This is a genomic window from Streptomyces sp. S186 (assembly GCF_051603415.1).
GTDB lineage: Bacteria > Actinomycetota > Actinomycetes > Streptomycetales > Streptomycetaceae > Streptomyces.
In genome coordinates, this window is sequence record NZ_CP193932.1 from 7,281,695 (window position 1) to 7,307,471 (window position 25,777).

Sequence of the window (25,777 nt, forward strand, 5' to 3'; positions counted from 1 at the left end):
CGTCAGGGAGTGTTGAAGGTGTGAGGCCGGCCCGCCGGGATCAGGTGCGGAAGCCCATGTGCACATGGTCGTGGTGGGTGGCGTCCGAGAAGAACTGGTCGGCCGTTCCGCCCGAGAGCAGGAACGGCCCGCCGACGTTGTAGGAACCGGCGGCGGCCGCCGCGCGCATCACCGACTCCACCAGCTGCCGCGGCGTCGCCGGATCGACCACCGGATGCCCGTCGATCCGCCAGACGTCGACCGCCCGCCCGAGCGGATGATCACTGGGCCGGTCGGTCCCGAACACCTTCAGCGGATGCCCGGACCGCACCACGCTCACCGCCAGCCGGTGCTTCCGCGCCAGTTCCAACAGCGCCTCCAGCACACTGGTGTGCACCGCACCGCTGCGTACGTCCGCGGCCGCCGCCGGCGGCAGCTCGATCGCCGGGCCCGCGGCCAGCACCCGCCGCGCCGCCTCGCCCGGCGCCGCCGCCGGGGCCCCGGGCGCCGCCGGGTGCAGCGCCGTCACCGTCCACCGCGGGCTCGCCCGGCGCAGCCGGACGTCCACCGTCGTCCCGCCCGCCAGCACCGTGCCGTCGGCCCGCCGCACCCACTGCCGGCACACCACCAGCACGCTCGCCGCATCCGCCAGGATGCCCCCGTACTGCGCGTCCACCACCTCCAGCACCGCCTCGGTGCCGCCGGGCCGGAGCGCGCCCGCCTGGTCGACGAGCGTCGGCGGCAGCCCCAGCGCCCCGACCCGCGCCATCGCCGCGTCCCGCTCGCCGGTGGGCCACGCCCCGATCGCCCGGACCAGCTCCACGGCCCGCGTCTTCACCTCGGGCCGCACCTCGCCCGGACTCGGCCGCCAGGGCCCGACCGTGGGCAGTTGCCGGGCCGTCTCCGACGCGCTCGGCCGGGCCGACGACGGTGCCTTCGCCGGCTCCCCGCCGGCACACCCGGCGACGCCCAACAGGGCCGCGGGCGCCGCCTTGAGGAGCGCCCGCCGCCGGGGCCGTCCGTCGGTCCGCACCCGCTGTGTCCCATCCGCGCCCTCACGAAGCAGACTCATACGAAGTTGACCTCCCCCCGCACCAGCAGCGGATCCTCCACCAGCTGCCACAGCGGCACGGCGTAGTTGCCCAGGCCGTACCGGCCGCCGAAGTGCAGGCCGAGCACGCGGTGGTCGATGAGGTCGATGACCGGGGAGCCGCTGTTGCCCCCCAGGGTCGAGCAGTCGTGGCGCATCACATTCCCTTCCGCCTCCAGGCCCGTGGTCGTGCCCGGCTGGAGGCGCTTGACGTTGTAGACGTCCATGAAGATCCGGCGCATGGACTCGGGTTCGTTGCGGCGGCCGTCCCAGGTCGGATAGCCGACGCAGTAGACGGGGCGGCCCGGCAGGTCCGCGGGCGCGTCCGCGGCGACCGCCAGGGGAGTGGGCAGCGTGCTGCCGCCGAGGTACGGGGCGATCCGCAGCAGGGCCAGATCGGCGTCCTCGTGGATGCCCAGGACCCCGGTGACCTCGTAGGAAGGGCCGCCGTCGGCGGGCTCCGGGCCGGTGTCGTACTCCTCGCCCATGTCCAGCGCGGCGCCCAGCCCCTGCTGGAACACCCAGCCCTCGCCGGCGCTGCGGGCGAACTCCACCGCCACATGCCGGTTGGTCATCACCGTCTCCGGACCGACCAGGAAGCCCGTCCCCAGCCAGTCCAGGCTGAGGTGGCCGGAGACCTCCACCCGGCCGACCCGGGCCAGCGACTCCCGGATCGCCGCCCGGTGGGCGTCCAGCACCGCCCAGTCGCCCTGCTGCGCGGGGAAGTCGTGATGCCGGACGAGGATGGCCGGGCGCCCCTCCAGCAGGACGATCGCCTCCATCCCGAAGGACTCGTCGTCGCTGATCTCGTCCGCCCGGCCCTCGGCGAGCTTCTCCAGACCGCTGGCGCCGGCCGACAGCACCCGGGTGCGCTCCTGCCGGGCGTACTGCGAGATCTGCCCGGCCGGCTGTTCCTCGGCGGGCAGCTCGACGGCGGATTCGGGCTCCTCCCAGGACAGTTGGCCCCGCACCCGCGCCGCCACCGCGCGCAGATCGGAGAAGACCCGCTCGGGCCCGGTCGCCACCGGGGATCGGCTCCGCTTTTCCATCTCGTCCTCCTCGGTCGGGTCGGCCGGGCCGCGGCGCCGGTCGGCCGGGCTCAGCCCCGTCCGTCGCCCTGCGCCGCGACGATCTCGGCGTGGACGTCCGGGGCATGGGTCTCCAGGTGGCGCAGCACGCTGGTCATCTGGGTGCCGACGTTGACGAACGCGGTCGTCCGCCCCTGGAACAGCACGTTCTCCACCCGCCGGGCCCCCCGGTGCAGCGCCACCACCCGCCAGTCGTCGGTCAGGACGGGGGAGCCGGAGGAGCCGCCGCGGGTGTCGGTGAAGTAGCGGACGTCCTGCTCGTCCGCCTCGTAGACGAGGTTGTTGCGCAGCGCCACCCGCTTCGACCGGCCGCCGGGGTGCTGGATGATGTTGACCGCCACGTAGTCGCCGCCGGCGACCACCAGCGGATGCCGGGCCAGCTTCAGCACCGGGCGGCCGGGCGGGGCGGACAGCCGCAGCACCGCGTAGTCCAGTTCCGGGTCGGCGGCGGCGAGTTCGGCCACCTCGGCCTCCTCGGCGGCGGAGTCGTCGAGGTCGCCGGCGTCGCTGTCGTAGCCGAAGCGGGCGCGGGTGTGCCGGGCCTGGAGCTGCAGGTCCTCGGGGGCGGCCAGGGGGCGTTCGGCGCCGGTTCCGGTACGGGCGTTGACCACATGGTGGTTGGTCATCAGCAGGGCGGGGCCGATCAGCCAGCCGGTGCCGGCGTGCGGGAAGCCGTTGGGCTGCAGCGGCGCGCCGTCCTGGTACGGCGGCACCTTCAGCCGGGCGACCGCGGTGCCGGCCAGGTCGCCGCCGCGCAGAAAGCCGATCGGGACGGTGTCGTCGCGGTGGACGATCTGCTCCTTGAGCTCGGGCGCCGGGCGGTCGGCCAGGACGTCGGGTTCGCCGCCGGCGCGCCGGGCCACCTCGTCCAGGGCGTGCTGGAGGACCTTCAGCGGCCCGGCCTCGGTGGTCTGCGCCACCGCGTTGCGCAGCCAGATCTCCAGCGGGACCGAGCCGTCCACCAGCCGTTCCACGGTGTTCATCCGGGTCAGGTCGGAGCGGAGTTGGTGGATCGGGGCGGCCAGCATCGGCAGGGTGCCGTGGTACTTGGGCATGATGCCGTCGAACAGCAGCGGGCGGACGGTGGGGTCGGCCAGCCCGCACTCCAGCGCGGCGTCCAGCAGCCGGCCGATCTCGTCCTGGGAGAGGTAGGCGGTCATCGGCGCTCCGGCCCGGGCGGGCCGCTCCCTTCGTCCGGCCCCCGGTGCCCGCCCCGCGGTGTCGTACGGGCATGGGTCCCGACGCCCATCGCCGCGGCCACTCCTGCCGTGATCTCACCGCTGTGGTCGGGGACGGCCAGCAGGCGGTGGGCGAGCGTGTCGAGGGTGCCGCGGTCGCGCGCCTGGCGCAGGATGCCGGCGATGCCGGTGGGGTGGGCGGCGGGGCTCGCGGCGGGCGCCGGGACCCGGCGGGCACGGCTCACGGCACCGGCTCCGGTCCCGTCGCCGGCCCCGCCCCCGGTTTCTTCGAGGCGTGCCGGTGCCGGCGGGCCCGAGGGCACGGCGGTCAACGGCGCCGACGGCGGGCCCGGAGGCATGGCGGCGCGGGCCGGCGGCGGGGCCGGGGCGGGCTCCGGCTCCGGCGGGCCCGGCATCACCGCCGCGGCCCACGCCGGCCGCCCGGTCGGCCGCGCGGCCTCGTCCAGGATCCCCAGCACCGCACTGAGCAGCGCCGGTTGCCGGCGGGTCGCCCGGCGCATCGCCGCCCCCAGGGTGTCCAGCGTCGCGTCGTCCGTCGGCAGCCCGACCACGTCGAGGGCGTGCGCCAGTGCCCCGGGGTCCTGACCGTAGATCTGCGCGGCGACCGCGCGCACCAGCACCGGCTGGTCGGCCAGCACCTCGTCCGGCAACTCCCGCAGCTGGGTGGAGAGTTGGCGGCTCGCCTGGGCGCCGGAGAACGCGGTGCCGCCGGTGGCGGGCAGCCGCGCCCGGGCCAGTCGTGCGCCCATCGCCTCCAGGTCCTGCCCGAGGCCGACCGCGACGTCCTCCGCCACCCGCAACTGCCGGTCGGCGTCCGGCAGATCGCCGGCCTCCTCGGCCAGCCGGGCGCCCAGCAGCAGCAGCTCCAGCCGCCGCTCCGGGCAACCGGCCCGCTCCGTCTGCCCGATGGCCTCCGCCGCGGCCTTCCGGGCCTCGTCGCGCCGCCCGAGCCGGTTCAGGGCCTGCGCGCACAGGGCGTGCAGCGGGCTGCACGGCGTCCACGGCCGCCGCTTCCCCAGCCGGGACAGGGCCGCCTCGGCGAACCCCTGGGCCAGCAGGCCCTCCGCCTCGCGGGCCGCGATCCGCTCCCAGTCCTCCTGGTCGGCGCCGGCCGTCACCCGGTGCGGCGCGTTGCCGCCGAGCCGCGCCGTCAGCAGTCCGGCGGCCCGCGGCGGCACGTCCTGCTGGGCGTCGGTCAGGAAGCGCTCGACGCCGGGCAGCCAGCGCTCCTCCACCGCCCGCGGGTCCTCGTCCAGCCGCAGCCGGTGGTAGATCTCCTCGGCACGTGCCGCGACCCCCTCGCGCGCCGCGTAGTAGGCCACCGCCCGCCGCTCGATCCGGCGCATCACCTCGGTATGGTCCCCGCCGGGCAGCCGCAGCATGATCGTGCGGACGTCGGGCCGGTAGCGCACCGTCTCCGGCCCGATCGGCTCCATCATGTCCAGCCGGCTCAGCTCGTCGAACAGCCGGTGTGCCGCCCGCTCGTCGGCCACCTCCACACCGCACGGCCCGGCCAGCACCTCCCGGACGATCCCGGGTGTGATCACCCGCAGCGCCAGCCCGGGATGGGCCAGCCGCCGCACGTCCTCGTCGGCGATGTGGCTGAGGATCCGGTCGTAGAGGATGCCCTGCACCAGCATCTCGTCGACCCGGCGGAAGACCTCCCGGCGGCGCTCGGGCAGCTCGCGGATCAGCTCGCCGGTCCGCTCGGCCTCGCCGCCGGCGAGCGCCGCGGCCCGGGCGGCCAGCCGCAGGCTGAGCGGATGCCCGCCGACCCGCTCGGCCAGCGCCCCGGCCACCTCGGGGTCGTCGACACCCAGTGAGCGCAGCATCGCCACGGCGGCCGGCCGGTCCAGCTCCCGCAGCTCGATCTCGTTCAGCGTCGCCGTGTAGGACGGATGGCCGACCGGCGCCCGTCCGGCGACCAGCATCCGGAAGTGCGGGTAGACGCTCTGCAACGCGGTGACGATCGCCCACATGCGGCCCAGCACGGGGGAGCCGTGGTACTGCGCCTCCTCGAAGGTGTCGACGGCCAGCACGAACGGCGCACCCGGCCGGCCGGCCGCGGCCACCGCGCGCCCCAGGACCTCCGCGACCTGCCGGACGAGCCCGGTCTCCCGCGCGGTGGCCACCCGTTGGAACTCCTCCGACGATTCGCTGCCCAGCACCCGGGTGGTGGCCAGCTGGTGCAGCTGGGTGACCCGTTCCTGCTCCTCGCGTTGGGTGGCGGCGGCCCGCTGGCACTCGTCCGCCAGCGCCGCCAGCTCGGTGCCGAACTCCGGGTACTGCACGCTCAGTTGGCGTGCCATCTCGGCGATCAGAGTGACCGGCTCCCGGATGGAGAGGGTGGGCCGCCCGAAGTCGATGTACGCGAACGGGAACGCGGCCACGCTGCGGTCGGCCGACTCGGCCAGGCCGTCCAGCAGGAACTTGGCCATCAGCGTGCTCTTGCCCATGCCGCCCGGCCCGTGGATGACCAGCGGCGCCACGAAGGCCGGAGGGGCGCCGGAGCCGGCCGGCGCGGAGTCCCGGCCGGCACCGGAACCGCAGACATAGGCGCGCAGCCGGTCCAACTCCTCGGCGCGGCCCTGGAACTGCGTCGCGGCCAGGTGCCGGAGCGGCTCCAGCAATCTGGCGCGGGCCAGCGCGGTCCGGAGTTCGGCCGGGTCCGGCAGACCGCCGACGCCGGGGATCTCGGAGAGCCACAGCACCGCCTGGAGCGTGTCGCCCAGTTCCTCGGCCGACCAGCGGGCCCGGCGGTCCGCCGCCCCGGGCAGACTGCCCTGGAGAAGGGCCAGGCAGAGGGCCTCCGGTCCGCCGGGTTCGGCGGGGAACTGCGCCCGGTTGGCCTCCAGGGCCACCCGGGCGGCCTCGGGCCCGGCCAGACCGCGCAGCGCGGCCTCCCGGGCCTCGGGCCTGAGCACCCAGCGGGCCGCACCGTCGTGCCCCAGGGTGGTGCAGTCGTCGAGCAGCGCGAGGACCGCGCCGCCGGTCGGCCGGTCCTCGCCGGGCAGCTTCAGGGTCCGCGGGTCGAAGCCGGAGAGCAGGCAGGCCGCTTCGCGGTAGGCGCGCCGGACATCGGGGACGGCGCCGGGATCCGGCTCCGGCTCCCCGGCCCGCAGTTCCTCCCGCAGCCGGGCGGCGAACTCCTCGCGCAGCCGGGAGCGGACGGGACGGGCGGGGTCAGAGGGAGCGATAGACATGGATCGCCTTCTCCGTCGCCCTGCGAACCCTGCGCATGTAGTTCTCGCCGTCGTCGTCCGGGGACCGGGCGGCGTACAGCACCTGGGCCACCGCCTCGTCGACGAGGCCGTCGATCTCCGCGGGGTCGGCGTCGTCGAGACGGGCCGGCGGCGACTCGCGGAAGCACTGGTCGAAGAAGCGGCGCAGCTCGGGCGGGTCGATGATCCGGGCGGTGTCCCAGCACAGGATTCCCTGCAGCTCATCGGGGAGTTGGTGCATCGTGCGGCCGTAGCCGAGCAGCACCAGCCGGGGCACCCGGTCGGGGTCGGCGTACTCGTAGATCGCCTTGGCCAGCTCGTTGATGACCTCCCAGACGTCGGAGAGCGGATCGAGCCGGTCGCAGTCGTCGAGGACCAGCCAGTAGCGGGTCTCGGCGGTGGCGGCCAGGCTGATCACCCGGCGGGCGACCTCGGCCAGGGTCGGCGGACCGTCGCCCGGCAGGGTCGGACCGAGCCACTGCGTTCCGGCCCGCGGATCGACGACGTACTCGGCCAGCCGCCGGAGCACCTGCGCCCCGGTGTACGTGTCCGACAGGGTGACCCGGGCCGGGCGGAATCCCTTGTGCGACCCGAGGTGACGCAGGAACTGGTAGGTGTACGACCGCCCGCTGCCCGGTACGCCGTCCACCAGCAGCACCGACTTCCCCCCGGCCGCGACGAGGCCGCGCAGCGTCTCCCGCAGGTCCTCGCGGCCGATGAAGGCCCCGGTGTCCTGCTGGAGGACGCAGGTGCGGAAGACGTCCTGTTCGTTGTGGATCCGCAGGTCCTCGCGCAGGCGGGCCAGAAACGCCCGCGCGTCCTCGATGTCCGGGCGGACGCGGATGTCGTCGAGCCGGGTGACCGCGTCGACGAGCTGCACCTCCAACTCGATGCTCCGGCGCGAGGCGTGCACCAGCGTGCGGGCGTTCTGCGCGATGACGTTGGTGAGCGGGAGCGCCGCGAGGAACTCGTGGGGGAAGTACTGGGCGAGCCGGGAGTACGGGTCGGCGACGTTGAGGAGGTATTTCTCCAGCCACGTCGTGACGAGTTCCCAGTCCTGTTCGCGCAACGGCATCCCGCACCTGCCGCACCTACCCGGCCGGCCCGCGGGGGACCGCCCGGCCGACCCCTGTCCGTCCTCCTGTTTGTCATGCTTGCACCCGGTCCGGGCCTCTGCAAGACGCCGACCGGGCACCGGAAATCCCTGGTCAGGCCAGCTGACCGAAGAGCCGCTGCACCGGCTCCCGGACCGCGGCCTGGGCCAGGTACTGGCCGATTCCGTGATGGTTCCCGCTGTCGTTGGTGACCAGCGCATCGGTGATCAGCTCCGACGGGGCGTACTCCGGGCGCAGGGTGTGCCCCAGCGCGACGAGGTCCCGCAGGTCGGAGACGTTGCGCCAGGCCCGTACGCCCGACGGCACCGCGGGCGGCCGCGCCAACTGCTCCCGCACCTCGGCGATCGCCAGTGGCGACCCCAGCGTCACCAGCAGCTCCACCTCCCGGTCGCGCTCCCGCAGCACCTCGTAGGCGGCCACCGACCCCAGGCTGTGGCCGATGACCACCACCGGCCCGTCCGCCGGCGGCAGCGCCTCCGCGACCACCTGCCGGATCGCCGGCCCCCGGCCCCCGAAGAAGTACGCGTGGACATCCCTGAACGTGCGCCGCACCAGCTCCCGGAAGTGCGCCGTCCGCAGCGGCCGGGGCAGCGGCAGTACCTCCAGCGGCAGCGCCGCACCGTTGCCGGGCTCCTCGTCGCCGCCGGCCTCCGCCGCTCCCAGGGTCTCCGCCAGATACGTCATCTCGCGCAGCCAGCCGACCAGCGCACCCTCCACCGCCACCGCGTCCGGGCCCCCGGACGTCCGGTCCTCCAGCCCCGCCACCCCCGACTCCCGCCAGGCGTCCGCGACGGTCCGCGCCACGAACTCCTCCGGCGCGTCGAACACCCCGGACTCCGCCGCCGCGGCCGGCTCCGCCTCGGCCGCCGGGCCGCCGTCCAGCGCGTCCACCTGGAAGTCCGGCAGCGGACGCGCGTACTGGAGCGGCGCCCAGTAGGCCATGCGGGACACCTCCGCCATGTCCCGGCCGAAAAGCGCCTGGTCCCACTGCGACTTGAGCAGGTCCGGACGGACCTTGTTCCCGTTGCCGTGCACATAGACCACGGTGGGCCGCATGCGGTGCATTCCGCCTCCTGCCGCCGTTCCTCCGCCGCAGCTCCTTCCCGGCGGCGCGCACGGCCCACCGGCGCCCGGCCGTAAGCCACTCCAACGGCCGGGCGCCGGGCCGTGCCGGGGGTTCACTCCGAGGGGTAGATGTCCCCGGCCCGCATGGCGCTCTCCTGCTCGCTCCGGCTCTGCAGCCGGCGCGCCTTCTCCTGGAGCCGCTGCCGTTCCTGGGGATCGCTGGTGTGCTCCGCGGCGTCGGCCAGCTCCCTGGCCTTCTCCCGCATCTGCTGAAGGCGTTCGCGTGTCTCGTCCGCTCCCATGACCGTTCCTTCTCGTCCGGTGTCGGTACCCGGCGCCGCCGGGCGCGCGCCATGGCCGGTGTCCGCCCGGGGAGCCGTTGCTACCAGCGAATCAGGGCCCGCGGCCGACGGCACCTCGAAGCATCACGCCCCGGCGCCGACCAGGCACGGAAGCGAAGACGGACGGCCGGCGGCCCCCGAGAGCACCCGCCTTGGGAAGCGCATAATGGGGGCCAGTAGGGAACCTCCGGAGGTGGATCCCGATGCCCGCCACCAAGATCCGCAGCGCCACCGCGGCCCTCGGCGGCGCGCCGTGCTGGGTGAGCCTGATGACCCATGACCTGCGGGGCGCGCAGGACTTCTACGGGAAGGTCCTCGGCTGGCAGTTCCGGCCCGGCGGCGTGGGGAGCGCGTTCGCCGTCGCCCTGTCCGGGGGACAGCCCGTCGCAGGCATCGGCAGCCTGGCGCCCGAGTGGCACGTCGCCGTCGCCTGGACCCCCTACTTCGCCGTGGAGAGCGCCAACGAGGTCGCCGCCCGGATCCGCGAACGCGGCGCCACGGTCGCCGTCGGGCCCCTCGAAGTGGGCAAGGGACGCGCGGCGCTCGCCGCCGACCGGGACGGCGCGGTGTTCGGCCTCTGGGAGGGCCAGACGCTCTCCTGGGCGGTCGGGCAGGGCGAGGCGCCGATGTGCCTGGAACTGCGCACCCGCGACGCCTTCGAGGCGGCGATCTTCTACGGCGAGGTCTTCGGCTGGTCCCCCGACCGCCCCGGCGGCTGCGACATCACCTACGAGCACGACGAGGTCGTGGTGCGGGACGAAGGCGGGCACACCGTGGCGGCGCTGCGCGGCGGCGCCGTCGAGTCCGCCCCGGACCCGCATGTCCGCCCCCGCTGGCACGTCTACTTCCCCGTGCACGACATCGAACAGGTCACCGCCGCCGCCGTGGCCGCCGGCGGCTTCGCGCTGCCGGTGACGTCGATGGTGGACGGCGACGGCTGCGAGGCCGTGATCGGGGATCCGCAGGGCGGGCTCTTCACCGTCGCCACCGCGCAGAGCTGACGCGGACCGGCCGACACGCCCGGTCGTTCTCCCGCCCCGCGGCGTGTCTTCCCCGGATGGCCCGCCAGCACTGGCGCCCGCGGCCAAAAGGGACGTTGGCTGAACGGAAACAGGCACAAACCAGTACGCACAACGCCCGATGGGCGCCGGCACCCCCGGTGCGGACGCTCTCACCTCGTTCAGTGGAGTCCCTACATGTCATCTGAACCAGCTCCTCGTGGGGGCCAAGCCGATCCGTCCCCGACAGACCATGGCGAACACGTTCCGCCCAGCAGCCAAGAGAATGTCTCGTTCCGCACCCTTGTGTGGACGGCGGCCACCACGAGACCGGTGGAGGAAGTCGCCGCCCTCGTGGATCTGCTCAAGCGCACCGGCGAAGACCCCAACCCGGGCGACGAAGCGCTGCGGGTGGCGGCGACGACCCGCCCGGTGAGCGAGGTCGGGCCGCTGCTCGCCCTGCTCGGCGAGGCCCCGCACACCGCGGAGGCGAGTTATGAGGCGCTGCGTGCGGCGGCAGTGGAGAGATCCGTCGACGAGGTCGTCCAGCTGATCAAGCTGTTCGACCGCGCCAAGGCGGGGCAGATCCCCATCCCCACCGGGGCGCCGCCCGCCGGCGACGGCTATCCGGACGGCTACTCCGACGGCTACGTCGACGGCCGTCCCGACACCGCGGGCCTGGCCACCACGGCCCTGCCCGCCCTCAGCGACCCGTTCGCCGAGCCCTATCCCGACCCCTACGGTCAACAGGGGCCCGACCTCGCCTACCCGGGGCAGGGGCCGGGCGGCGCCCCCGGCCACGGCGACCCGGCGATGCGGGACGCCCCGCCGCGGCCGCCGCGCGCCCCGTGGCCGGCGGCCGGCGCGCACGGCGGCCATGACTGGCAGGGGCCCGGAGCGCCCACGCCCGGCCAGGCGGTCGGCGGCGTCCTGCGGTCGGTCCTGCGCTGGCCCGCCGCGGTCGCCCTGGCCCTGTGCGGGCTGGGCCACCTTCCGGTGGGAACGGCGGCTACCCAGAACCCCTCCTCGGACGCCATCTCGCTGATCATCGCCGTGGTGTACCTGCTGCTGGCCGGCTGCCTGGCGATGCGCGACACGGCCACCATCTGGACGGCCAGTGCCGCGGCCGCGGTCACCGTGATCGTGCTGCACGCGCTGTCCCGGGCCGGGGTCCTGGTCCCGCTGCGCAGCAGCCTGGGCGATGCCTCGATGTGGCCGGAGCTGCTGGCCGTCGCACTGGCGATCCTCAGCGCCGGACTCGCCGGTGCCGCGCTGCTGCTGCGTCCGCGCCGGGTGAGCCCCGCGCCGGCCGCGGCCGGCGCGTGAGCGGTGCGCGGATGCGGCGGCCGTCCCCGCGGGGCGGCCGCCGCAGCATGTGTCCCGGCGTCACGCCACGCTGTCGGCCAGCTCCTTGACGCCGCGGATCCGCGCGCAGTGCGCGCAGCAGAAGAAGCGGTCGCCCCCCGCCTCCAGCCCGTGCCCGAGGATCCGGCACTGGCAGTTCTCGCAGGTCGGGGCGAGCAGATGGGCCGCGCACTCCACACAGTCGAAGGAGTGCACCGCGCCGTCGATGTGCACCTCGAAACCCCGCGCGTAGTCGTTCCCGCAGACCTCGCAGACCGTCATGGTGATCCCTCCATCCCCGCGGATCCGTCGACGGCACCGGGCGTGCGGAGCCGCCCCGCCGGCTGCCCGGCGCGCCCCGCACCTTTCCTCCATCGTCGCACCGGCCCGGCCGCCCCGCAGTCCGCCCGGGTCGCTCGGTCCGCTCAGTCCGACGACGAGTAGCGGCGCAGCACCCACGCCGGCAGGAGGAACCAGCACCCCACGAACCACACCACCAGGATCGCCACCACCCACGGCGCCGCCGTGGCGTTCAGCGCCAGCCGCAGGATGAGCAGCAGCGCGGAGGCGACCGTGCCCAGCAGCAGCACCACCCCGACCAGCGCCAGCCGCGCCGCCCACAGCACGGTCTGCGGTTTGAGCCGGTGCCCGGCCACCAGCCGGTGGAAGGTCACCGTCCCCACCAGCGCACCGGTGGTGGACGCCCCCAGCAGCAGGGTGATCACGTAGATGTTCCGGTCCGCCGTGCCGAGCGAGGCGAACCGCGGGGTGAAGACGACGGTGAGCAGAAAGCCGAACAGGATCTGCACCCCGGTCTGGATGACCCGCACTTCCTGCAGGAGTTCGGTCCAGCGCCGGTCGGCGCGCTCCTCCTCGGTCTCCTGGCGGCCCCGCGGCCGGATCGGCTCCGACTCGTTCCCGTCATCCGGCTGACCGTTCAGTTCGGCTCCTTCCGGTCCCCGCGGCCGTGCCGCTCACGTGGTGTGCTCAGCCTGGTCGACCTGGAAGGCCAGCGCGTCGTCGGCGACGTCCACCCGCACCCGGTCCCCGGCCGACAGCGCCCCGTCGAGCAGCATCCGCGACAGCCGGTTGTCGACCTCGCGCTGGATGGTCCGGCGCAGCGGCCGGGCCCCGTACTCGGGCTGGTGGCCGCGGCGGGTGAGCCAGTCCACGGCGGCGGCGGAGAAGTCGACGGCGATGTCCTGGGCGTGCAGCCGGCGGCGGGTGCCGTCCAGCAGCAGCCCGGTGATCTGGTGCAACTGCGCGTCGGTCAGCTGGCGGAAGACGATGATCTCGTCGAGCCGGTTGAGGAACTCCGGCCGGAAGTGCCCCCGCAGGGCACTGAGCGCCCGCTCCCGCGCGCCGTCGTCCGCACCCCCCTCGGCCGGCCCGAAGCCGAGCACCCCGCGGCCGCCGCTGAGCGCCTCCGAACCGAGGTTGCTGGTCATCACGATCACGGTGTTCTTGAAGTCGATCCTGCGCCCCTGAGAGTCCGTCAGATGCCCGTCGTCGAGCACCTGCAACAGCATGTTGAAGACGTCCGGGTGCGCCTTCTCCACCTCGTCGAGCAGCAGCAGCGAATACGGGTGGTGGCGGATCGCCTCGGTGAGCTGGCCGGCGTCCTCATGGCCGACGTACCCGGGCGGGGCGCCGATCAGCCGGCTGACCGTGTGCCGCTCCTGGTACTCGCTCATGTCCAGCCGCACCATGCGGTCCTCGCTGCCGAACAGCGCCTCGGCCAGCGCCCGCGCCAGCTCGGTCTTGCCCACGCCCGTCGGGCCGAGGAAGAGGAAGCTGCCGATCGGCCGGTTCGGATCGGCCAGCCCGGCCCGGGACCGCAGCACCGCCTCCGACACCGCCGCCACCGCGTCGTTCTGCCCGATCACGCGGTTCTGCAGCCGCCCCTCCAGCCCCAGCAGCCGATCCTTCTCCTCCTCCGTCAGACTGCTCACCGGCACCCCGGTCTGCCGCGACACGATCTCCGCGACGTCCTCGGCGGTCACCTCCACGATCCGCCCGTCGCCCCCCATCGGCCGCTCGCCCGGCGTCTCCTGGACGGCCCTGATCTGCTCGGTGAGCGCCGTGATCCGGTCCCGCAGCTCGGTCGCCCGCTCGTACTGCTCCGAGGCGACCGCCTGGTCCTTGTCCCGCCCCAACTGCTCCACCTCGCGCTCCAGATCACGCACGTTGGGCGTCTTGGTGGCCGACCGCAGCCGGACCCGGGCCCCCGCCTGGTCCAGCAGATCGATCGCCTTGTCCGGCAGGAACCGGTCGGTGATGTACCGGTCCGACAGCTCCACCGCCGCCAGCACCGCCTCCTTGGTGTACCGCACCTGGTGGTGGGCCTCGTAGCGGTCCTGGAGCCCGCGCAGGATCTGCACCGTGTCGGGCACCGTCGGCTCGGGCACCAGGATCGGCTGGAAGCGGCGGGCCAGCGCGGCGTCCTTCTCGATGTACCGCCGGTACTCCTCCAGCGTGCTCGCCCCGATCACATGCAGCTCCCCGCGCGCCAGCGCCGGCTTGATCATGTTGCTGGCCTCCAGCGCCCCGCCCTCCCCGGTGCCGCCGCCCGCCCCCACCACGGTGTGCAGCTCGTCGATGAAGACGATCAACGCGTCGGAGTGCGCCCGGACCTCCTCGATGATGTTGTTCATCCGTTCCTCGAAGTCGCCGCGGTAGCGGGTGCCGGCCACCACCGCGGTCAGGTCCAGCGCCACGATCCGCCGCCCCGACAGCGTCTCCGGCACCTCCCCGTCGGCCAACCGCTGCGCCAGCCCCTCCACGATCGCGGTCTTCCCCACGCCCGCGTCGCCGACCAGCACCGGATTGTTCTTCCCGCGCCGCGACAGCACCTCGATGGTCTGCTCGATCTGCTCCTCCCGCCCGATGACCGGATCGATCCTGCCGGCCCGGGCCAGGTCCGTCAGATCCCGGCTGTACTTGTCCAGCGTCGGCGTGTCGTGATGCGGTACGGGGCCGTGCTCGGCGCCCGACCCCGACGGCTGGTGCGCCCCGGCACCGCCGTGCCCGCCCGTCGTCGCCTGCGGATCGAAGTGCGCCAGGTGCAGGATGCGCCCCGCCGCCGAGTCCGGGTTCGAGGCCAGCGCCTCCAGTACGTGCTCCGGCCCGATGTACGACGCCCCCGTGCCCCGCGCCAGCTCGTGCGCGCCCAACAGGGCCCGCTTGACCGCCGGGGTCACCGCGACGCTCTTCTGCAACGGCCCGGACCCGGCGTTCCGGTCGATCTCGGCCGCCAGCACATCCGGATCCGCCCCCGACTGCCGCATCAGGCTCCGGGTCGGCTCGGTGCTCAGCGCCGCCCGCAGCAGGTGCTCGGTGCCCAGCTCGGGACTGCCGTGTTCGGCGGCGTACGCGGCGGCGGAGGTCACCAGATCCCGGGCCGGCCCGCTCATCAGCCGGGCGATGTCGGCCTGCCGCGGCATGGCGGTGCCCCCCTCCTCACCCGGCGACTGCGCGGAACGCCCGAAGAAGCGCGCGAGAAAATCACCAAACGAGTCCGGGCCATAACCCTCCGGACCCATGAATCCATCGGTCATGTGCGTCCGTTCCGCTGTCACGACGGTGCCGCGACACGCTGCCTATCAGGTATGTACTGCATCAGTACGCACTGCCATTCGTACGTACTGCGCTCTCCCGGTGCTGTCGCCCGGTGCGTCGTCGCCGCGACGTGCGACTCCTCTGTTCAGCATCGGCGCCACCGGGACCGTTCGCACCTCCGGCGCCTCCCACCCGGGGCCTGGCCGCCCCACCAGGTCACCCGCCACCGCCCGCGACCCCGGCGACCCACGGCTGCCGTGCCGCACGGGCGAGGCCCGACGGACTCCCGGATGGCTCCCGAGGGACTCCCGAAGGACTCGCCCGAATGGCGATCCTGCCCCCGAACGACTTGGCTCGCTGGCAGCGCCGACCGCGCGTGGCACGGCCGCGCGTCGCAGGGGCGCGCGCGAGGCCCGCCACCGCGGCACAGCGGCGCCGGCCCATCGGCTACCCCCATCCTTCGTGGCACGGCTCCGCCGACCCTGCCCGACCGGCACGCACAGACAAGCCGTACGCGCCGCCTCCCCGGCACCACCACCTTCTCTCCGCCTTCTCTCCGCAATTCGCCCCTTCGGGTTGCAGCGGGTGAAAACGCACTCCACGGCCCGGTCGGCCCGCTATCTTTGGCGGTTTCACAACGCTGGAAAGGGAGGAAGGTATGAGCACCCTGCCATGGACCGTCGAGCGTATTCGTGAGGCGCTCGCCAGCCCGTCCCTCGCCCGGCGCTTCGACGACGAGATGGACCGGGCACAGCCCGACGAACGTCCGGAGATCTTCGCCAAGTGGCAGCGGATCGCGGGCGGCCTACGGGCGGTCGGCGATCACTGAGAGCCTCAGCGGGCGGTCTCCCCAAAACCAAGGCGCTCTTGCCGAGTTGGGTGGAGTTGGCCAGGTCACGCCAGGGCGCGTGGCGCCACCCCACGCCCCGCCGCCGCCCCGCGCACGGCCCGTAGCACGGGAATCGCGGTTCCGAGGACGAACAACCCGAAGAGGGTGATGGGAAGCAACCCGACCGGGCGCAGCAGCCAGGCCGGATCCGCCTGCAATCGCGGCCAGTTGACGAACCAGTTGGCGAACACGTCCAGCGCCATCACGCCGGCGCCCAGCCGAATCCCCGTCGGCCGCACCAGCCCCACCAGCACGACCACCAGCGGATCGAGCACGACCAGGCTCACGAAGAGCACCTGCAGCAGCACCGGGGCGAAGGCCGCGTACACATGGATTCCGCCGCGCGCGAGATCCAGCACATGCGCGCACGTCCCCTCCACGAAGCCGACCACATACACCACGAGCACCCAGCGCGCCCACCGCGCCAACCCCCGCCACCGCTCCCGCGGCCCACCCCGCAGCTCATCTCTCATCAGGCCAACGTACGTCAGCTCAGGCGCGAGGAGCCGGTCGATGCCCGGCGAATGGTGGCCCTGCCGCGATGCCTGGGTGGGGCTGGGCAAGTCCCGCCCATGGGTGTTGCACTGGAGAACGCAACGGATGACGCGGCCGGCGAACGAACCGTGCGGTCGCCGTCGGGTATCGACGTCCGGAGGTGCCGGTGGAATCCCGTGAAGCGGGTCAGCAGTCGGAAGAAGCGGCCGCGAGCATTCCCGGCCCCGAGCCCCGGCCGGACGGTGGGGCCGGAGCCATCGCGGCGGCCGGCGGGCTGCACACCTACCAGTTACGACTGCATGCCGCATACGGGCCCGTCGTACGGTTCCAACTGCCCGGTGTGGAGTGGGCCGTGTCGGTCGCCGACCCCGTGCTGCTGGAGGCCACGGCGCATCTCGACGAGCGTCCGGATCCGCTGTTCGCGTTCCTGGATCCGTTGTTCGAGGCCGGCAACGTCCAGGTGATGCCGGCCGCCGAACACGCTCCCTGGCGGCGCCTGCTGCTGTCGGTGCTGGCCGGACGGCCGTCCCACGAACGGCACTTCGCACGGTTCGTCGCGCTGACGACGGAGCTCGCGGACCGCTGGGCGGAGCGGGCCGACCGCGAGCCCGTCGAGCTTCAGAAGGACCTGACCGCGCTGTCCCTGCGGATGATCTGCGCCTACGCACTGGGAAGCGAGGCCGCGGACCCGGACGGCGTGATCGCCGCGTTCGAGGAGGTGCTCACCGAACACCTGGGCCGCCTCTACGAGACACCGGGCAGCGACGCCCAGGAGGGCCACGCCGAGCAGGCAGCGAAGGCCGCCAAATCTGCTACAGCTGCGAAAGCCCTTACCCACCTGCGTGGGACGGTCGACCGGGTCGTGACGGCGCATTGCCCTGGCGCCGATCGCACCTACCGCACCGACAAGAGCGATCTCATCGGGGCGCTGGTGGCGGCCGGTGAACGGCCCGCGCGGATCCGCGACACCGTCATGATGGCGATGCTGGCCGCCCACCACACGACCGGCGTGGCCGTCTCCTGGACCCTGTATCTGCTCGGGCGCCACCCCGAGGTGGCGGCACGCGTCGCCGACGAGCTGGACCGCGTACTGGGTGACCGTGCGGCGCCCGAATTCACCGACCTGCGACGCCTCACCTACCTGGAGATGACCCTGAAGGAAGCGATGCGGCTCTACCCGCCCGGCCCGTACGGCGCGCGGGAGACCGTCGAACCCCTCCTGCTGGGCGACCACCTGATCCCGGCCGGCGCCACGGTCTTCTATCCGATCTGGGCCGTCCACATGAACCCCGACTACTGGCCCCAGCCCGAGAAGTTCCTGCCCGAGCGGTTCACCCCGGACGAGGTGGCCAAGCGGCCGCGACTGGCCCATATCCCCTTCGGCTTCGGGCCGCGCGGCTGCGAGGGCGCCGGACTGGCCATGGTCGAGGCCGAGTTGGTCCTGGCCGTCCTGCTCAAGCGCTTCCGCTTCCGGCCCGCCCCGGGTCACCAGGTGACCCCCATCGAACGGTTCGTGCTCTGGGCGGCCGACGACATCCGCATGAACGTGAGCCGCAGGACCCTCGGGTAGTCCACCGACCGCCTGCGACGGGCGTGGCCATGCGGTGGCCGCAGGGGTCCCGTCACAAACCGAGCAGCTCCGCGAGGTTGCCACCCAGAACGCGGTCGCGCAACTCTCCTGACGGGGTGACGCGTTCGACCGTGGCGCGGGCGAGAACCGGGTCGCCATACGGGGCGTCCGATCCGAACAGCGTACGCTCGGGCACCTCGTTGATGGCGAGTCGCACCGCGAAGACGAGGTGGGCCGTGGACAGTTCCAGGTACATGTTGGGGGTTTCCCGGGCCAGCTCGATGGCCGTCAACCAGTTCAGCCCGCCGAGTTGGCTGACCACCAGGGGAACGGTCGGATGCCTGCGGGCGAGGGCGGCCAGTGTGGCCAGGTCACCGGCCGTGGTCGGGGCGAATCCATGCACGACCACCGGCAGGCCGCCGTGGTCGGCCGCAGCCCGCAGCACCGGCCCGACCCGACCGGCCTCGTCGGGCGGCGGCGTCAACTCCCCAATGCCCCGGAAGCCCCGACCCACCACCTCCCGCTCGACATCCTCCGCAATCCGCTGCGCCGTCACATCCAGGCGAACCTTGCCGAAGCCGACGAAGCGATCGGGGTGGGCCGCACAGGCAGCGTCGAGTTCCCGCCAGGCGGCCCGGTATTCCTCCGCAGCGTCGGACCGCCCACTGATCAACGGATTCTCCTGGTCGGGGCGGTGAGTGAAGGCAACCGCGTGGAACGCGGCCGCCGGCCCCAATCTCAAAGGTTGACACCGTGACAAGGTCAAGCAGTGTGGGGGAGCACGGGCCGACCGTCGGGCGGGCCCGGCGAGCCCGGCAGGGCACTCGGGCGCGCGGCCTGTGAAATTTCCCGTCCAGACCGGCCATACATTCCACTGACGGCAACAGGCTGCTCCTTTTCCCGCCGCCCCCATTCACACCCGGCCACCGGATTCACATCCACGACGTCTCAGGCGTACACCCGTCGCTGCACCGGGCGATCCATGCCATCGTTGCCTGGCATCACAACCGGCCATGACCATGCCATGCCGCGCCCTGCCGGCAAGTCAACCCACTTCCCCCAACTACCCCACATCCAGGAGAAGTTACGTGCGTCTGCCCGACCTCCCCCCACCCGCCACCACCACGCGCCGCCGCCGGAGAGCCATACGCACCCTCATCGGTGCCTGTGCCCTGACCCTCCCTCTCGCGCTCGCCAGCCCCTTCGGTTCAGCCGCGGCCGCCCCCGGCCCCACCCCCGCTGCCGCCTCCACTCCCACCCCTCAAGCCCGCGTGGAAGTCCCAGGCCCCGCCGGCGGTGCGGCTGGATCCGGCTACCGATCCGTCCCCCGCACATTCCCCCACGCACCGAAGCCCGCCCTGACGGCCGCCGGCCGGGCCGCCGACGGCCAGGTCACCAAGGTGATCGACAACGGCGACACCAAGGACCGCCTCGACGTCGTCGTCATCGGCGACGGCTACACCGCGGACCAGCTCGACCAGTTCCACCAGGACGTCAAGAACAAGTGGAACGACTTCCTCGGCGTCGAGCCCTACCGCACGTACCAGAAACTCTTCAATGTCTGGAGCGTCGACGCCGTCTCCACGGAGAGCGGAGTCAGCGGCGACCCCGGCAAGGACGTCGTCCGCAACACCGCCCTCGGCGCACACTTCTGGTGCGACGGCACCGAACGGCTGCTCTGCATCGACCAGCAGAAGGTCGACGCCTACGTAGCCAAGGCCCCGCAGGCCGACCTGGTGATCGTGCTCGCCAACAGTGCCAAGTACGGCGGCGCCGGCTACAACGAGCCCAGCCAGACCCTCGGTTACGAAGGCATCGCCACCGTCTCCGCCCACAACGAGGACGCCAGTCAGGTCGCCGTCCACGAGACCGGCCACTCCCTCGGCAAGCTCGCCGACGAGTACTCCTACCCCGGCGTCCCGGAATACGAGCAGTACACCGGGCCCGAGAAGCCGGAACCCAACTCGTCCGTTCTGACCGCCGACGCCATGGCCGGCGCCCGCACCAAGTGGTACCGCTGGCTGGGCGAGGCCTCACCGGACGGCGGGCCGGTCGGCGCCTACGAGGGCGGCAACTACTACGTCAAGGGGCTGTACCGCCCCACCGAGGACTCCCTGATGCGCACCCTCGGCAAGCCGTTCAACCTCCCCGGCACCGAGGCCATGATCGCCGGGTTCTACCGACACGCCACCCCCGCCGCCCCGGTCGACCGCGCCCGGACCTGGAGCACCACGGCGCGCCTCGCCCTGCCCCGCCCGAACGACGCCGCGCACGGCAAGGTGGCGACCCGCTGGTACCTCGACGGGCACGAGCTGCGCCACTACCGGGACCGCGACCACGTGACGCTGCGTCAACTCACCCTGGGCCGCGGCACCCACCGCCTGATGGCAACCGTCACCGACGCCACCTCCGCGGTACGCGACCCCGCCGTCCGCGCCACCCTGACCCGCTCCACCACCTGGACCGTGCAACACGGCCGCGGCTCCGCCCCGGACCCCACCGCCCCCCTCGTGGCACGACCGGACCACCGCCCCGGTGACCGCCCCTGACCACCGGCTACCGAACCATCCAAGACTGCTGCCTACGCTGACGCCGTGCGCCGTGCCGCATCTGCCGCCGCTGGCCGGTCGTCGATGATGATGCGGGTGACGGGCGGGCAGTCGCTTCCGGGTAGGTAGTGGGCGGAGGCTTCGTCGGTGTCGACTCTGCGCAGGGCGGTGCCGATGCGTGCGTAGATCCCGCCGGCGAGTTTTCGGGTTCCGGGGGCGGCGGCGGGGTCTTGCAGGGTGGTGCGTAGGGCATCGAGTGCGGCGATGAGGGCGCGGCCGGAGATCTCCGCTTGGATGAGACCGTTGGATTCCTTGACACCGGCGGGCAGCCGGAAGTGTTGGCCGCGACTGGACTGGCCGACGAGGAAGTCCCAGTGGTCTCGATGACAGATGATCTGGGCGTACGCGATACCGGCGGCAAGGGTGAGAAGAGCCTCGAAGTCCTCTGGCTCGCCTGGTGGTTGTTGTTGCGCTGGTAGTTGTCGTTGCTCCTCGACGGCCGGATTGGTCAGCGGTTCGGGGGCCTTGGCGGCTGTGAGGTCCGCGCGTAGCCCCTCGACGGTGGTGCGGAGTGCGGCGAGCTGGCTGAGGATCTGTTGGTCGTGGTGTGGGGGTACGGCGGGCTGTAGGCGTTGGGTGTCGTTGCGGATGCCTTGAAGTTCGCTGTGGATGACGTCCGCTCTTGCGTGCGCGAGGACGGCCGCGTCGCGTGCGCTCTGGGCTGCGGTCATCGTCGCTTCGATGGTGCTCCGCATACCGTCGAGGCTTCGGTCCAGCGCTGCGATGATCGCTTGCTGTGCCTGGGTGATGGTCGCGACGAGCTCTCCGATGCTTCGCCCATTTCGACCGCTTCGTCCGATGCCGAATGCCACGTGCCCCCCTGGTGTTGGTGGCCGGTGTTGCAGGGGGAGGCTCCCCGCTGATTGCCGGGGTGATGCGGCGACTTTTGGTCGTGCTGATCGCCGAGGCGTGTTGGCGCACGGGGCGTTGCGCGAGGGTCCTGCCTGATGCGCCCTGACTGGTGCCTGCGCCGTTTCCCTGTGCTGCCTGCTCTGCCCTTCGCCTGCGCGCGGCCCTGCTGGATGCTGGGCTCCCGAGACCGTTCACAGTGCCGTCGGCAAACGCGACCGGGCTCCGTCCAGGCTCGCAGCCGGACGTGAGCGCAGGGTACCGAGAGTGAACCTTGGCCATGGGTTCATGTCATCATCCCGGATGGGCCAATCCCTCTCCGACAGGACCCAGGCATGCGAACCATCAGCGTCATCACCGCCGTACACGAAGGCGGTCACCACTTCATCGGTGACACCTACGAATCCCTGCGCGAACAAAAGCTCCCGGATGACTGGCAATGGGAGTGGTGCGTGCAAGAAGACGGCACTTCGGGCATTCCAGCCCAAAGCCTTCCCAATGACCCCAGGATCACCCTGGGGACAGGGCTGCGAGCGCGCATAGCGGTCACCCGCACCCACGCCCTCGCACGTGCGACGGGAGACCTGGTTCGGACGTTGGACGCGGATGACGTACTGCTGCCGGGCGCGCTGGAGCGGGACATCGAGACCCTGGAACGCGTTCCTTGGTGCGTATCCGCCTGCGTCGACCTTCACGAGGACGGGAGTACGGCACCAGGCCCGTGCGACCCTTCCGGTGGCCCCTTGGAGCCCGCCCGCTTCTATCGCGAGGTCCTGGAGCAGCGTCTGTCCGTCCAGGCCACCACATTCGCCGCACACCGTCGCCTGGTGCTGGCGCTCGGCGGCTGGCAGGCACTCTCCGGAGCCGAGACCGTTGCGCTGCTTCTTGCCGCGGAGGCGGTGGCACCCGGAGAGTTCATAGCCGAGCCGAGCGTCCTCTATCGCAAACATCCCCACCAGACGACCGCATCCCACCACTACTGGGAACCGACCGAAGCGGCCACCCGGATCGACGCGCTGGTGCAACGCGTCACCGCCCTGCGGGAGACAGGCTGGAAGTGGAAGTAGGCACCGCCGGCGCCCCGGCTCACTCCCGGGTGGAGGTGGAGATGGGGAGGTGAGGTGAGCGGGCGAGTGCTCGTCTCCCGTCTCCTGTCTCCCGCCGTACGCTCTCCTGCCTCCCGTCGATCGCTGGCCCCGGCCCACCCCTTTCGCCTTCCCCTCTTCCCCTTTCCGCTTTTCCCTTTCCCTCCCTCAGTGATCGGAACGGGCAGGGAGCAGGCCGTCCGCGACCAGCCCCGCAAGGACGGCCTCGCCCAGGGCCTGGACGGCGGACTGTGGCCGGACCATCACCGTGAACTCCTTGACTCGACCGTCGTCGTCGAAGTGCAACAGGTCGATGCCGTGGATCTGCCGGCCGTTCACGGTCGCCCGGAACGGCAGGACCACCGAGGGGGACTCGGTGCCGTCGGCGGTCGTCTGTGAGGCGCCGTCGTACTGCCCGATGTAGCGGAAGTCCTCGAAGGTGCGTAGGAGGACACCGAAGAGGCCCATCACCATGGGTTTGCCCTCGAAGGGCGTGAACTTCACGGGGCTGTAGAGGCGGATGTCCTCCGTGAACAGCTCGCCGAGGGCGGCGAGGTCACGGTCGTCGACGGCAGCGCGGAAGCGGTCTGCTGTGGTCATGGCTTCTGGCTTCTCCCTCATAGTCATGGATGCGATTAGTCATTTTCTTGAGTACCATGAAACGGCGCTCCGCGGGAAGAGTGGAAAGCGCCGACCGAGGGGCGACGACAGGCAGCAAGAGGTAACAAGGGGCAATGAGGGCGACGATCGGGAGGCGATTCGATGGCCTTGCGTCATGCCGTGCTGGCGGCACTGCTCGATGAGGAGCTGAGTGGCTATCAGCTGGCCAAGGCTTTCGACCTGGGCGTGGCGAACTTCTGGTACGCCCAACCACAGCAGCTGTACACCGAGTTGGCCAGGCTGGAGAAGGACGGGCTGATCAGGGGCCGCGAAGTGGTGCAGGACACCCGGCCCAACAAACGCCTGTTCCAGGTCACCGACGCCGGCCTGGCGGAACTGGAGCACTTCACGGCCACCGCCACCAAACCCTCGTTCATCCGCGACGACCTGGCCGTCAAGGTGCAGGCGGCCGACCACGTCGACACCGAGGCGCTGATCGCGCAGCTCACCGAGCGCGCCGCCTTCGCCCAGGCCAAGACCGACCTGTTCGGCCGGCTGCTGCACACGATGCGCGGAGAGCGGACCGAGGAGGAGTTCCTGCGCCACGGCGAGCGCATCGGCCCGTATCTGACGTGCCTGCGCGGCCTGGCTTTCGAGCAGGGCAACCGCGACTGGTGCGAACGCACCATCGCGATCCTGCGGGACAGGCAGGTGGCCCGTGCCAGGCACTGACCCGGGCTATACGGGCTATACGCGCTACGTCGCCTTGGGCGACAGTCAGACCGAGGGCCTCGGCGACGGTGACGACTCGGTCGGCCTGCGTGGCTGGGCCGACCGGCTCGCCGAACACCTCGCACAGCACAACTCCGGTCTGCGGTACGCCAACCTGGCCGTACGCGGCCGGCTCGCCGGACAGGTACGCGCCGAACAGCTCGCCCCGGCCCTCGCCCTGCGCCCCGACCTGGCCACCGTGGTCGCCGGTGTCAACGACCTCCTGCGGCCGCGGTTCGACGCCGACGAGGTCGCCGGCCACCTGGAGGCGATGTTCGGCGCGCTCACCGCCCAGGGCGCCCGCGTCGCCACCCTCACTTTCCCCGACGTCGCCCGCATCACCCCACTCGCCCGGCCGCTCAGCTCCCGCGTCACGGCCCTCAACGCCCGCATCCGCCAGGCAGCTCGTCGCCACGGAGTCACCGTCGCCGAGACCAGTCACCACCCCGTGGTCACCGATCCCCGTCTGTGGAGCCCGGACCGGCTGCACGCCAGCCCTCTCGGCCACCAGCGGATCGCCGCCGCCGTCGCCCATGCCCTCGCCCTGCCCGACAGCGACGACACCTGGACCCACCCCCTGCCTCCGCCGCAGACAGTCTTGCCTGCCGGACGGCGCGCGGCCACGCACGAACTGCGCTGGGCCGCGGCCTTCCTCGGCCCCTGGCTGGTCAGACGCCTACGCGGCCGCTCAACCGGCGACGCCCGCACCGCCAAACGCCCACACCTCACCCCCGTACAGTCACCTGTATCTACTGAGGGGCCAAGCTGAGCGGAGGCATGCTGAGCGGAGGCATGAGGGCATTGAACTGACGTGGCGCACACGGCTGGTGGGGGCCTGGGTGGGTGTGGCGCGGAGGCCCAGCCGTGTGCCGGGCCTACGGCTGGTACTTCTCCTCGACGGTTTCGACAGCGCCGGACTTCGGGCTCGTGGTGCCCCAGACAGTCATGCTGCTGGTCTTGGCGGCCTTCTCCAACTGCTCCACGGTGCACTTGGAGGTGCCGTAGCCGTCCTTGCCAATCGTCACGCGGCCGCCGTCGACGGAACAGATCGCGGCGGCGCCTCAAGCACCTCCGCAGCTCTGGGGAAGTGGCTGCTGGCGCACCCGCGCTTCCACCTGCACTTCACGCCTACGAGCTGGCCGAGATCCTCGACAAAGTCGCCGCCTACTGCCACCGAATCTCTGACTCAGGCCATTAACGCAACGCTGGTAGCTGTGTCCTGAGGATGGATGTGTCGGTTGCTTGGGTGTGGTGTGGGCAAGTGGAACGCTCAACCCTGGGTGGTTGGTGATGTGTTGTGGTCGAGGATCGAGCCGTTGTTGCCCTCGTCCCACGATGTTCAGCGGCGGCCGAGGCGGAAGAGGGCGTTCGGGGACCGCAAGGTGCTGTGCGGCAGCTGTTCGTCCTCTACACGGGTGGCGGCCGATCGTCGGACCTGTCGCGGGCAGTGATCGACAGCTTTCACGTACGGCGCTCAAGGGCTGCCCAAAACCGGACGGAGCCCGGTCGACTGGGGACGGCCGGGCTCCAGGCATCACGTCGGCCATCGCCCGACGAGGCGCCGACCACGGCTCCGGGCTGGGAACCAAACGATGGGTCGCGGAACAGACGATCACGCTGCTGCCAGGAAGCCGGGCACAGGCTGGTGGTGGTGTTATGGGCGATGGCTGAGCGGCCGTCGTTCTTGGCGGTCAGGTCAGGGTGGGCGGGCTGGCCGGGTTCGTCGAGAAGGTCGATGCTTGTTCGGCAGCGGCAGCCTCGCTGGCCCGTGGGTACACGGCAAGACCTCGCACAATTCGAACAACGCGTCGCCTCGGGTGGTCAGGCAGCCATGCAACTCCACTCGGAAGCGTGGCGCTTCCGCGAACATATCCCGTAGGACGGACTGAGCCTCGATACTCGGGGCTACGG

Annotated in this window: 23 protein-coding genes and 1 pseudogene; 9 read left to right on the forward strand and 15 right to left on the reverse strand. The window is 72.3% G+C overall.

Annotated features, from left to right (window positions below):
* Positions 1–40: 40 nt before the first annotated feature.
* From ACRAS8_RS31485 to ACRAS8_RS31515, 7 genes are all read right to left on the reverse strand, one after another.
* Complete coding sequence (locus tag ACRAS8_RS31485; protein WP_438489374.1) at positions 41–1,051, reverse strand: hypothetical protein; 1,011 nt, start codon at positions 1,049–1,051, stop codon at positions 41–43.
* Complete coding sequence (locus ACRAS8_RS31490; protein WP_438489375.1) at positions 1,048–2,118, reverse strand: trypsin-like serine peptidase; 1,071 nt, start codon at positions 2,116–2,118, stop codon at positions 1,048–1,050. Before ACRAS8_RS31490 ends, ACRAS8_RS31485 begins: the two co-directional genes overlap by 4 nt.
* Positions 2,119–2,168: 50 nt before the next feature.
* Positions 2,169–3,317: a trypsin-like peptidase domain-containing protein gene (locus ACRAS8_RS31495; RefSeq protein WP_438489376.1), complete on the reverse strand. Its 1,149-nt coding sequence runs from the start codon at positions 3,315–3,317 to the stop codon at positions 2,169–2,171.
* Positions 3,314–6,559, reverse strand: a complete 3,246-nt coding sequence (locus ACRAS8_RS31500; RefSeq protein WP_438489377.1) for an ATP-binding protein — start codon at positions 6,557–6,559, stop codon at positions 3,314–3,316. The genes ACRAS8_RS31495 and ACRAS8_RS31500 overlap by 4 nt, the downstream gene beginning before the upstream one ends.
* Positions 6,540–7,652, reverse strand: coding sequence for an AAA family ATPase (locus ACRAS8_RS31505; protein WP_438489378.1), 1,113 nt, complete (start codon positions 7,650–7,652; stop codon positions 6,540–6,542). Before ACRAS8_RS31505 ends, ACRAS8_RS31500 begins: the two co-directional genes overlap by 20 nt.
* 133 nt (positions 7,653–7,785) lie before the next feature.
* A complete protein-coding gene (locus ACRAS8_RS31510) occupies positions 7,786–8,757 on the reverse strand; it encodes a hypothetical protein (protein WP_438489379.1) in 972 nt (323 codons plus the stop codon).
* 113 nt (positions 8,758–8,870) lie between these two features.
* Positions 8,871–9,059 carry a DUF6381 family protein gene (locus tag ACRAS8_RS31515; RefSeq protein WP_438489380.1) on the reverse strand — a complete coding sequence of 63 codons (189 nt, stop codon included), beginning with the start codon at positions 9,057–9,059 and terminating at the stop codon, positions 8,871–8,873.
* A gap of 242 nt (positions 9,060–9,301) precedes the next feature.
* Between ACRAS8_RS31515 and ACRAS8_RS31520 the strand changes: the two genes are divergently transcribed.
* A complete protein-coding gene (locus ACRAS8_RS31520; RefSeq protein WP_438489381.1) occupies positions 9,302–10,099 on the forward strand; it encodes a VOC family protein in 798 nt (265 codons plus the stop codon).
* A 330-nt stretch (positions 10,100–10,429) separates the two neighbouring features.
* The gene (locus tag ACRAS8_RS31525; protein WP_438489382.1) at positions 10,430–11,422 is read left to right on the forward strand and encodes a hypothetical protein; all 993 of its coding nucleotides are present in this window, start codon (positions 10,430–10,432) and stop codon (positions 11,420–11,422) included.
* Between the two features lie 60 nt (positions 11,423–11,482).
* Here ACRAS8_RS31525 and ACRAS8_RS31530 read toward each other — a convergent pair whose 3' ends face one another.
* The 3 genes from ACRAS8_RS31530 to ACRAS8_RS31540 form a co-directional block, all read right to left on the reverse strand.
* Positions 11,483–11,722, reverse strand: a complete 240-nt coding sequence (locus ACRAS8_RS31530; protein ID WP_438489383.1) for a hypothetical protein — start codon at positions 11,720–11,722, stop codon at positions 11,483–11,485.
* Between the two features lie 143 nt (positions 11,723–11,865).
* On the reverse strand, positions 11,866–12,342 hold the full coding sequence (locus tag ACRAS8_RS31535) for a DUF6328 family protein (RefSeq protein ID WP_438490657.1): 477 nt from the start codon (positions 12,340–12,342) through the stop codon (positions 11,866–11,868).
* 72 nt (positions 12,343–12,414) lie between these two features.
* Positions 12,415–14,997 carry an ATP-dependent Clp protease ATP-binding subunit gene (locus ACRAS8_RS31540; protein WP_438489384.1) on the reverse strand — a complete coding sequence of 861 codons (2,583 nt, stop codon included), beginning with the start codon at positions 14,995–14,997 and terminating at the stop codon, positions 12,415–12,417.
* Between the two features lie 659 nt (positions 14,998–15,656).
* Here ACRAS8_RS31540 and ACRAS8_RS31545 point away from each other — a divergent pair.
* The gene (locus ACRAS8_RS31545; protein ID WP_438489385.1) at positions 15,657–15,827 is read left to right on the forward strand and encodes a hypothetical protein; all 171 of its coding nucleotides are present in this window, start codon (positions 15,657–15,659) and stop codon (positions 15,825–15,827) included.
* Between the two features lie 65 nt (positions 15,828–15,892).
* Here ACRAS8_RS31545 and ACRAS8_RS31550 read toward each other — a convergent pair whose 3' ends face one another.
* A complete protein-coding gene (locus tag ACRAS8_RS31550; RefSeq protein ID WP_438489386.1) occupies positions 15,893–16,360 on the reverse strand; it encodes a hypothetical protein in 468 nt (155 codons plus the stop codon).
* Positions 16,361–16,548: 188 nt separating this feature from the next.
* On the opposite strand from ACRAS8_RS31550, the gene ACRAS8_RS31555 reads away from it, so the two are divergent.
* On the forward strand, positions 16,549–17,952 hold the full coding sequence (locus ACRAS8_RS31555; RefSeq protein WP_438489387.1) for a cytochrome P450: 1,404 nt from the start codon (positions 16,549–16,551) through the stop codon (positions 17,950–17,952).
* Positions 17,953–18,004: 52 nt separating this feature from the next.
* On the opposite strand, the gene ACRAS8_RS31560 is transcribed toward ACRAS8_RS31555, so the two are convergent.
* On the reverse strand, positions 18,005–18,688 hold the full coding sequence (locus tag ACRAS8_RS31560; protein WP_438489388.1) for an amidohydrolase family protein: 684 nt from the start codon (positions 18,686–18,688) through the stop codon (positions 18,005–18,007).
* 352 nt (positions 18,689–19,040) lie between these two features.
* On the opposite strand from ACRAS8_RS31560, the gene ACRAS8_RS31565 reads away from it, so the two are divergent.
* Positions 19,041–20,501, forward strand: coding sequence for a M64 family metallopeptidase (locus tag ACRAS8_RS31565; RefSeq protein WP_438489389.1), 1,461 nt, complete (start codon positions 19,041–19,043; stop codon positions 20,499–20,501).
* Positions 20,502–20,533: 32 nt separating this feature from the next.
* Here ACRAS8_RS31565 and ACRAS8_RS31570 read toward each other — a convergent pair whose 3' ends face one another.
* Positions 20,534–21,373, reverse strand: a complete 840-nt coding sequence (locus tag ACRAS8_RS31570; protein ID WP_438489390.1) for a hypothetical protein — start codon at positions 21,371–21,373, stop codon at positions 20,534–20,536.
* A 372-nt stretch (positions 21,374–21,745) separates the two neighbouring features.
* Between ACRAS8_RS31570 and ACRAS8_RS31575 the strand changes: the two genes are divergently transcribed.
* On the forward strand, positions 21,746–22,477 hold the full coding sequence (locus tag ACRAS8_RS31575) for a glycosyltransferase family 2 protein (RefSeq protein WP_438489391.1): 732 nt from the start codon (positions 21,746–21,748) through the stop codon (positions 22,475–22,477).
* Between the two features lie 186 nt (positions 22,478–22,663).
* On the opposite strand, the gene ACRAS8_RS31580 is transcribed toward ACRAS8_RS31575, so the two are convergent.
* Positions 22,664–23,095, reverse strand: coding sequence for a nuclear transport factor 2 family protein (locus ACRAS8_RS31580; RefSeq protein ID WP_438489392.1), 432 nt, complete (start codon positions 23,093–23,095; stop codon positions 22,664–22,666).
* A gap of 162 nt (positions 23,096–23,257) precedes the next feature.
* Between ACRAS8_RS31580 and ACRAS8_RS31585 the strand changes: the two genes are divergently transcribed.
* Both ACRAS8_RS31585 and ACRAS8_RS31590 read left to right on the forward strand, forming a co-directional pair.
* The gene (locus ACRAS8_RS31585) at positions 23,258–23,827 is read left to right on the forward strand and encodes a PadR family transcriptional regulator (protein ID WP_438489393.1); all 570 of its coding nucleotides are present in this window, start codon (positions 23,258–23,260) and stop codon (positions 23,825–23,827) included.
* Positions 23,814–24,635 carry an SGNH/GDSL hydrolase family protein gene (locus ACRAS8_RS31590; RefSeq protein ID WP_438489394.1) on the forward strand — a complete coding sequence of 274 codons (822 nt, stop codon included), beginning with the start codon at positions 23,814–23,816 and terminating at the stop codon, positions 24,633–24,635. The genes ACRAS8_RS31585 and ACRAS8_RS31590 overlap by 14 nt, the downstream gene beginning before the upstream one ends.
* 106 nt (positions 24,636–24,741) lie before the next feature.
* On the opposite strand, the gene ACRAS8_RS31595 is transcribed toward ACRAS8_RS31590, so the two are convergent.
* On the reverse strand, positions 24,742–24,891 hold the full coding sequence (locus tag ACRAS8_RS31595; RefSeq protein WP_438489395.1) for a hypothetical protein: 150 nt from the start codon (positions 24,889–24,891) through the stop codon (positions 24,742–24,744).
* Positions 24,892–25,146: 255 nt separating this feature from the next.
* Here ACRAS8_RS31595 and ACRAS8_RS31600 point away from each other — a divergent pair.
* Positions 25,147–25,501: pseudogene (locus ACRAS8_RS31600) on the forward strand (hypothetical protein); the annotation flags it as partial.
* Positions 25,502–25,777 lie beyond the last annotated feature (276 nt).

Excerpts from the sequence above, each read along its gene's own strand:
- ACRAS8_RS31485 (WP_438489374.1), bottom strand. The coding sequence starts at position 1,051 with ATGAGTCTGCTTCGTGAGGGCGCGGATGGGACACAGCGGGTGCGGACC.
- ACRAS8_RS31490 (WP_438489375.1), bottom strand. The coding sequence starts at position 2,118 with ATGGAAAAGCGGAGCCGATCCCCGGTGGCGACCGGGCCCGAGCGGGTC.
- ACRAS8_RS31495 (WP_438489376.1), bottom strand. The coding sequence starts at position 3,317 with ATGACCGCCTACCTCTCCCAGGACGAGATCGGCCGGCTGCTGGACGCC.
- ACRAS8_RS31500 (WP_438489377.1), bottom strand. The coding sequence starts at position 6,559 with ATGTCTATCGCTCCCTCTGACCCCGCCCGTCCCGTCCGCTCCCGGCTG.
- ACRAS8_RS31505 (WP_438489378.1), bottom strand. The coding sequence starts at position 7,652 with ATGCCGTTGCGCGAACAGGACTGGGAACTCGTCACGACGTGGCTGGAG.
- ACRAS8_RS31510 (WP_438489379.1), bottom strand. The coding sequence starts at position 8,757 with ATGCACCGCATGCGGCCCACCGTGGTCTATGTGCACGGCAACGGGAAC.
- ACRAS8_RS31515 (WP_438489380.1), bottom strand. The coding sequence starts at position 9,059 with ATGGGAGCGGACGAGACACGCGAACGCCTTCAGCAGATGCGGGAGAAG.
- ACRAS8_RS31520 (WP_438489381.1), top strand. The coding sequence starts at position 9,302 with ATGCCCGCCACCAAGATCCGCAGCGCCACCGCGGCCCTCGGCGGCGCG.
- ACRAS8_RS31530 (WP_438489383.1), bottom strand. The coding sequence starts at position 11,722 with ATGACGGTCTGCGAGGTCTGCGGGAACGACTACGCGCGGGGTTTCGAG.
- ACRAS8_RS31540 (WP_438489384.1), bottom strand. The coding sequence starts at position 14,997 with ATGACCGATGGATTCATGGGTCCGGAGGGTTATGGCCCGGACTCGTTT.
- ACRAS8_RS31545 (WP_438489385.1), top strand. The coding sequence starts at position 15,657 with ATGAGCACCCTGCCATGGACCGTCGAGCGTATTCGTGAGGCGCTCGCC.
- ACRAS8_RS31550 (WP_438489386.1), bottom strand. The coding sequence starts at position 16,360 with ATGAGAGATGAGCTGCGGGGTGGGCCGCGGGAGCGGTGGCGGGGGTTG.
- ACRAS8_RS31575 (WP_438489391.1), top strand. The coding sequence starts at position 21,746 with ATGCGAACCATCAGCGTCATCACCGCCGTACACGAAGGCGGTCACCAC.
- ACRAS8_RS31580 (WP_438489392.1), bottom strand. The coding sequence starts at position 23,095 with ATGACCACAGCAGACCGCTTCCGCGCTGCCGTCGACGACCGTGACCTC.
- ACRAS8_RS31585 (WP_438489393.1), top strand. The coding sequence starts at position 23,258 with ATGGCCTTGCGTCATGCCGTGCTGGCGGCACTGCTCGATGAGGAGCTG.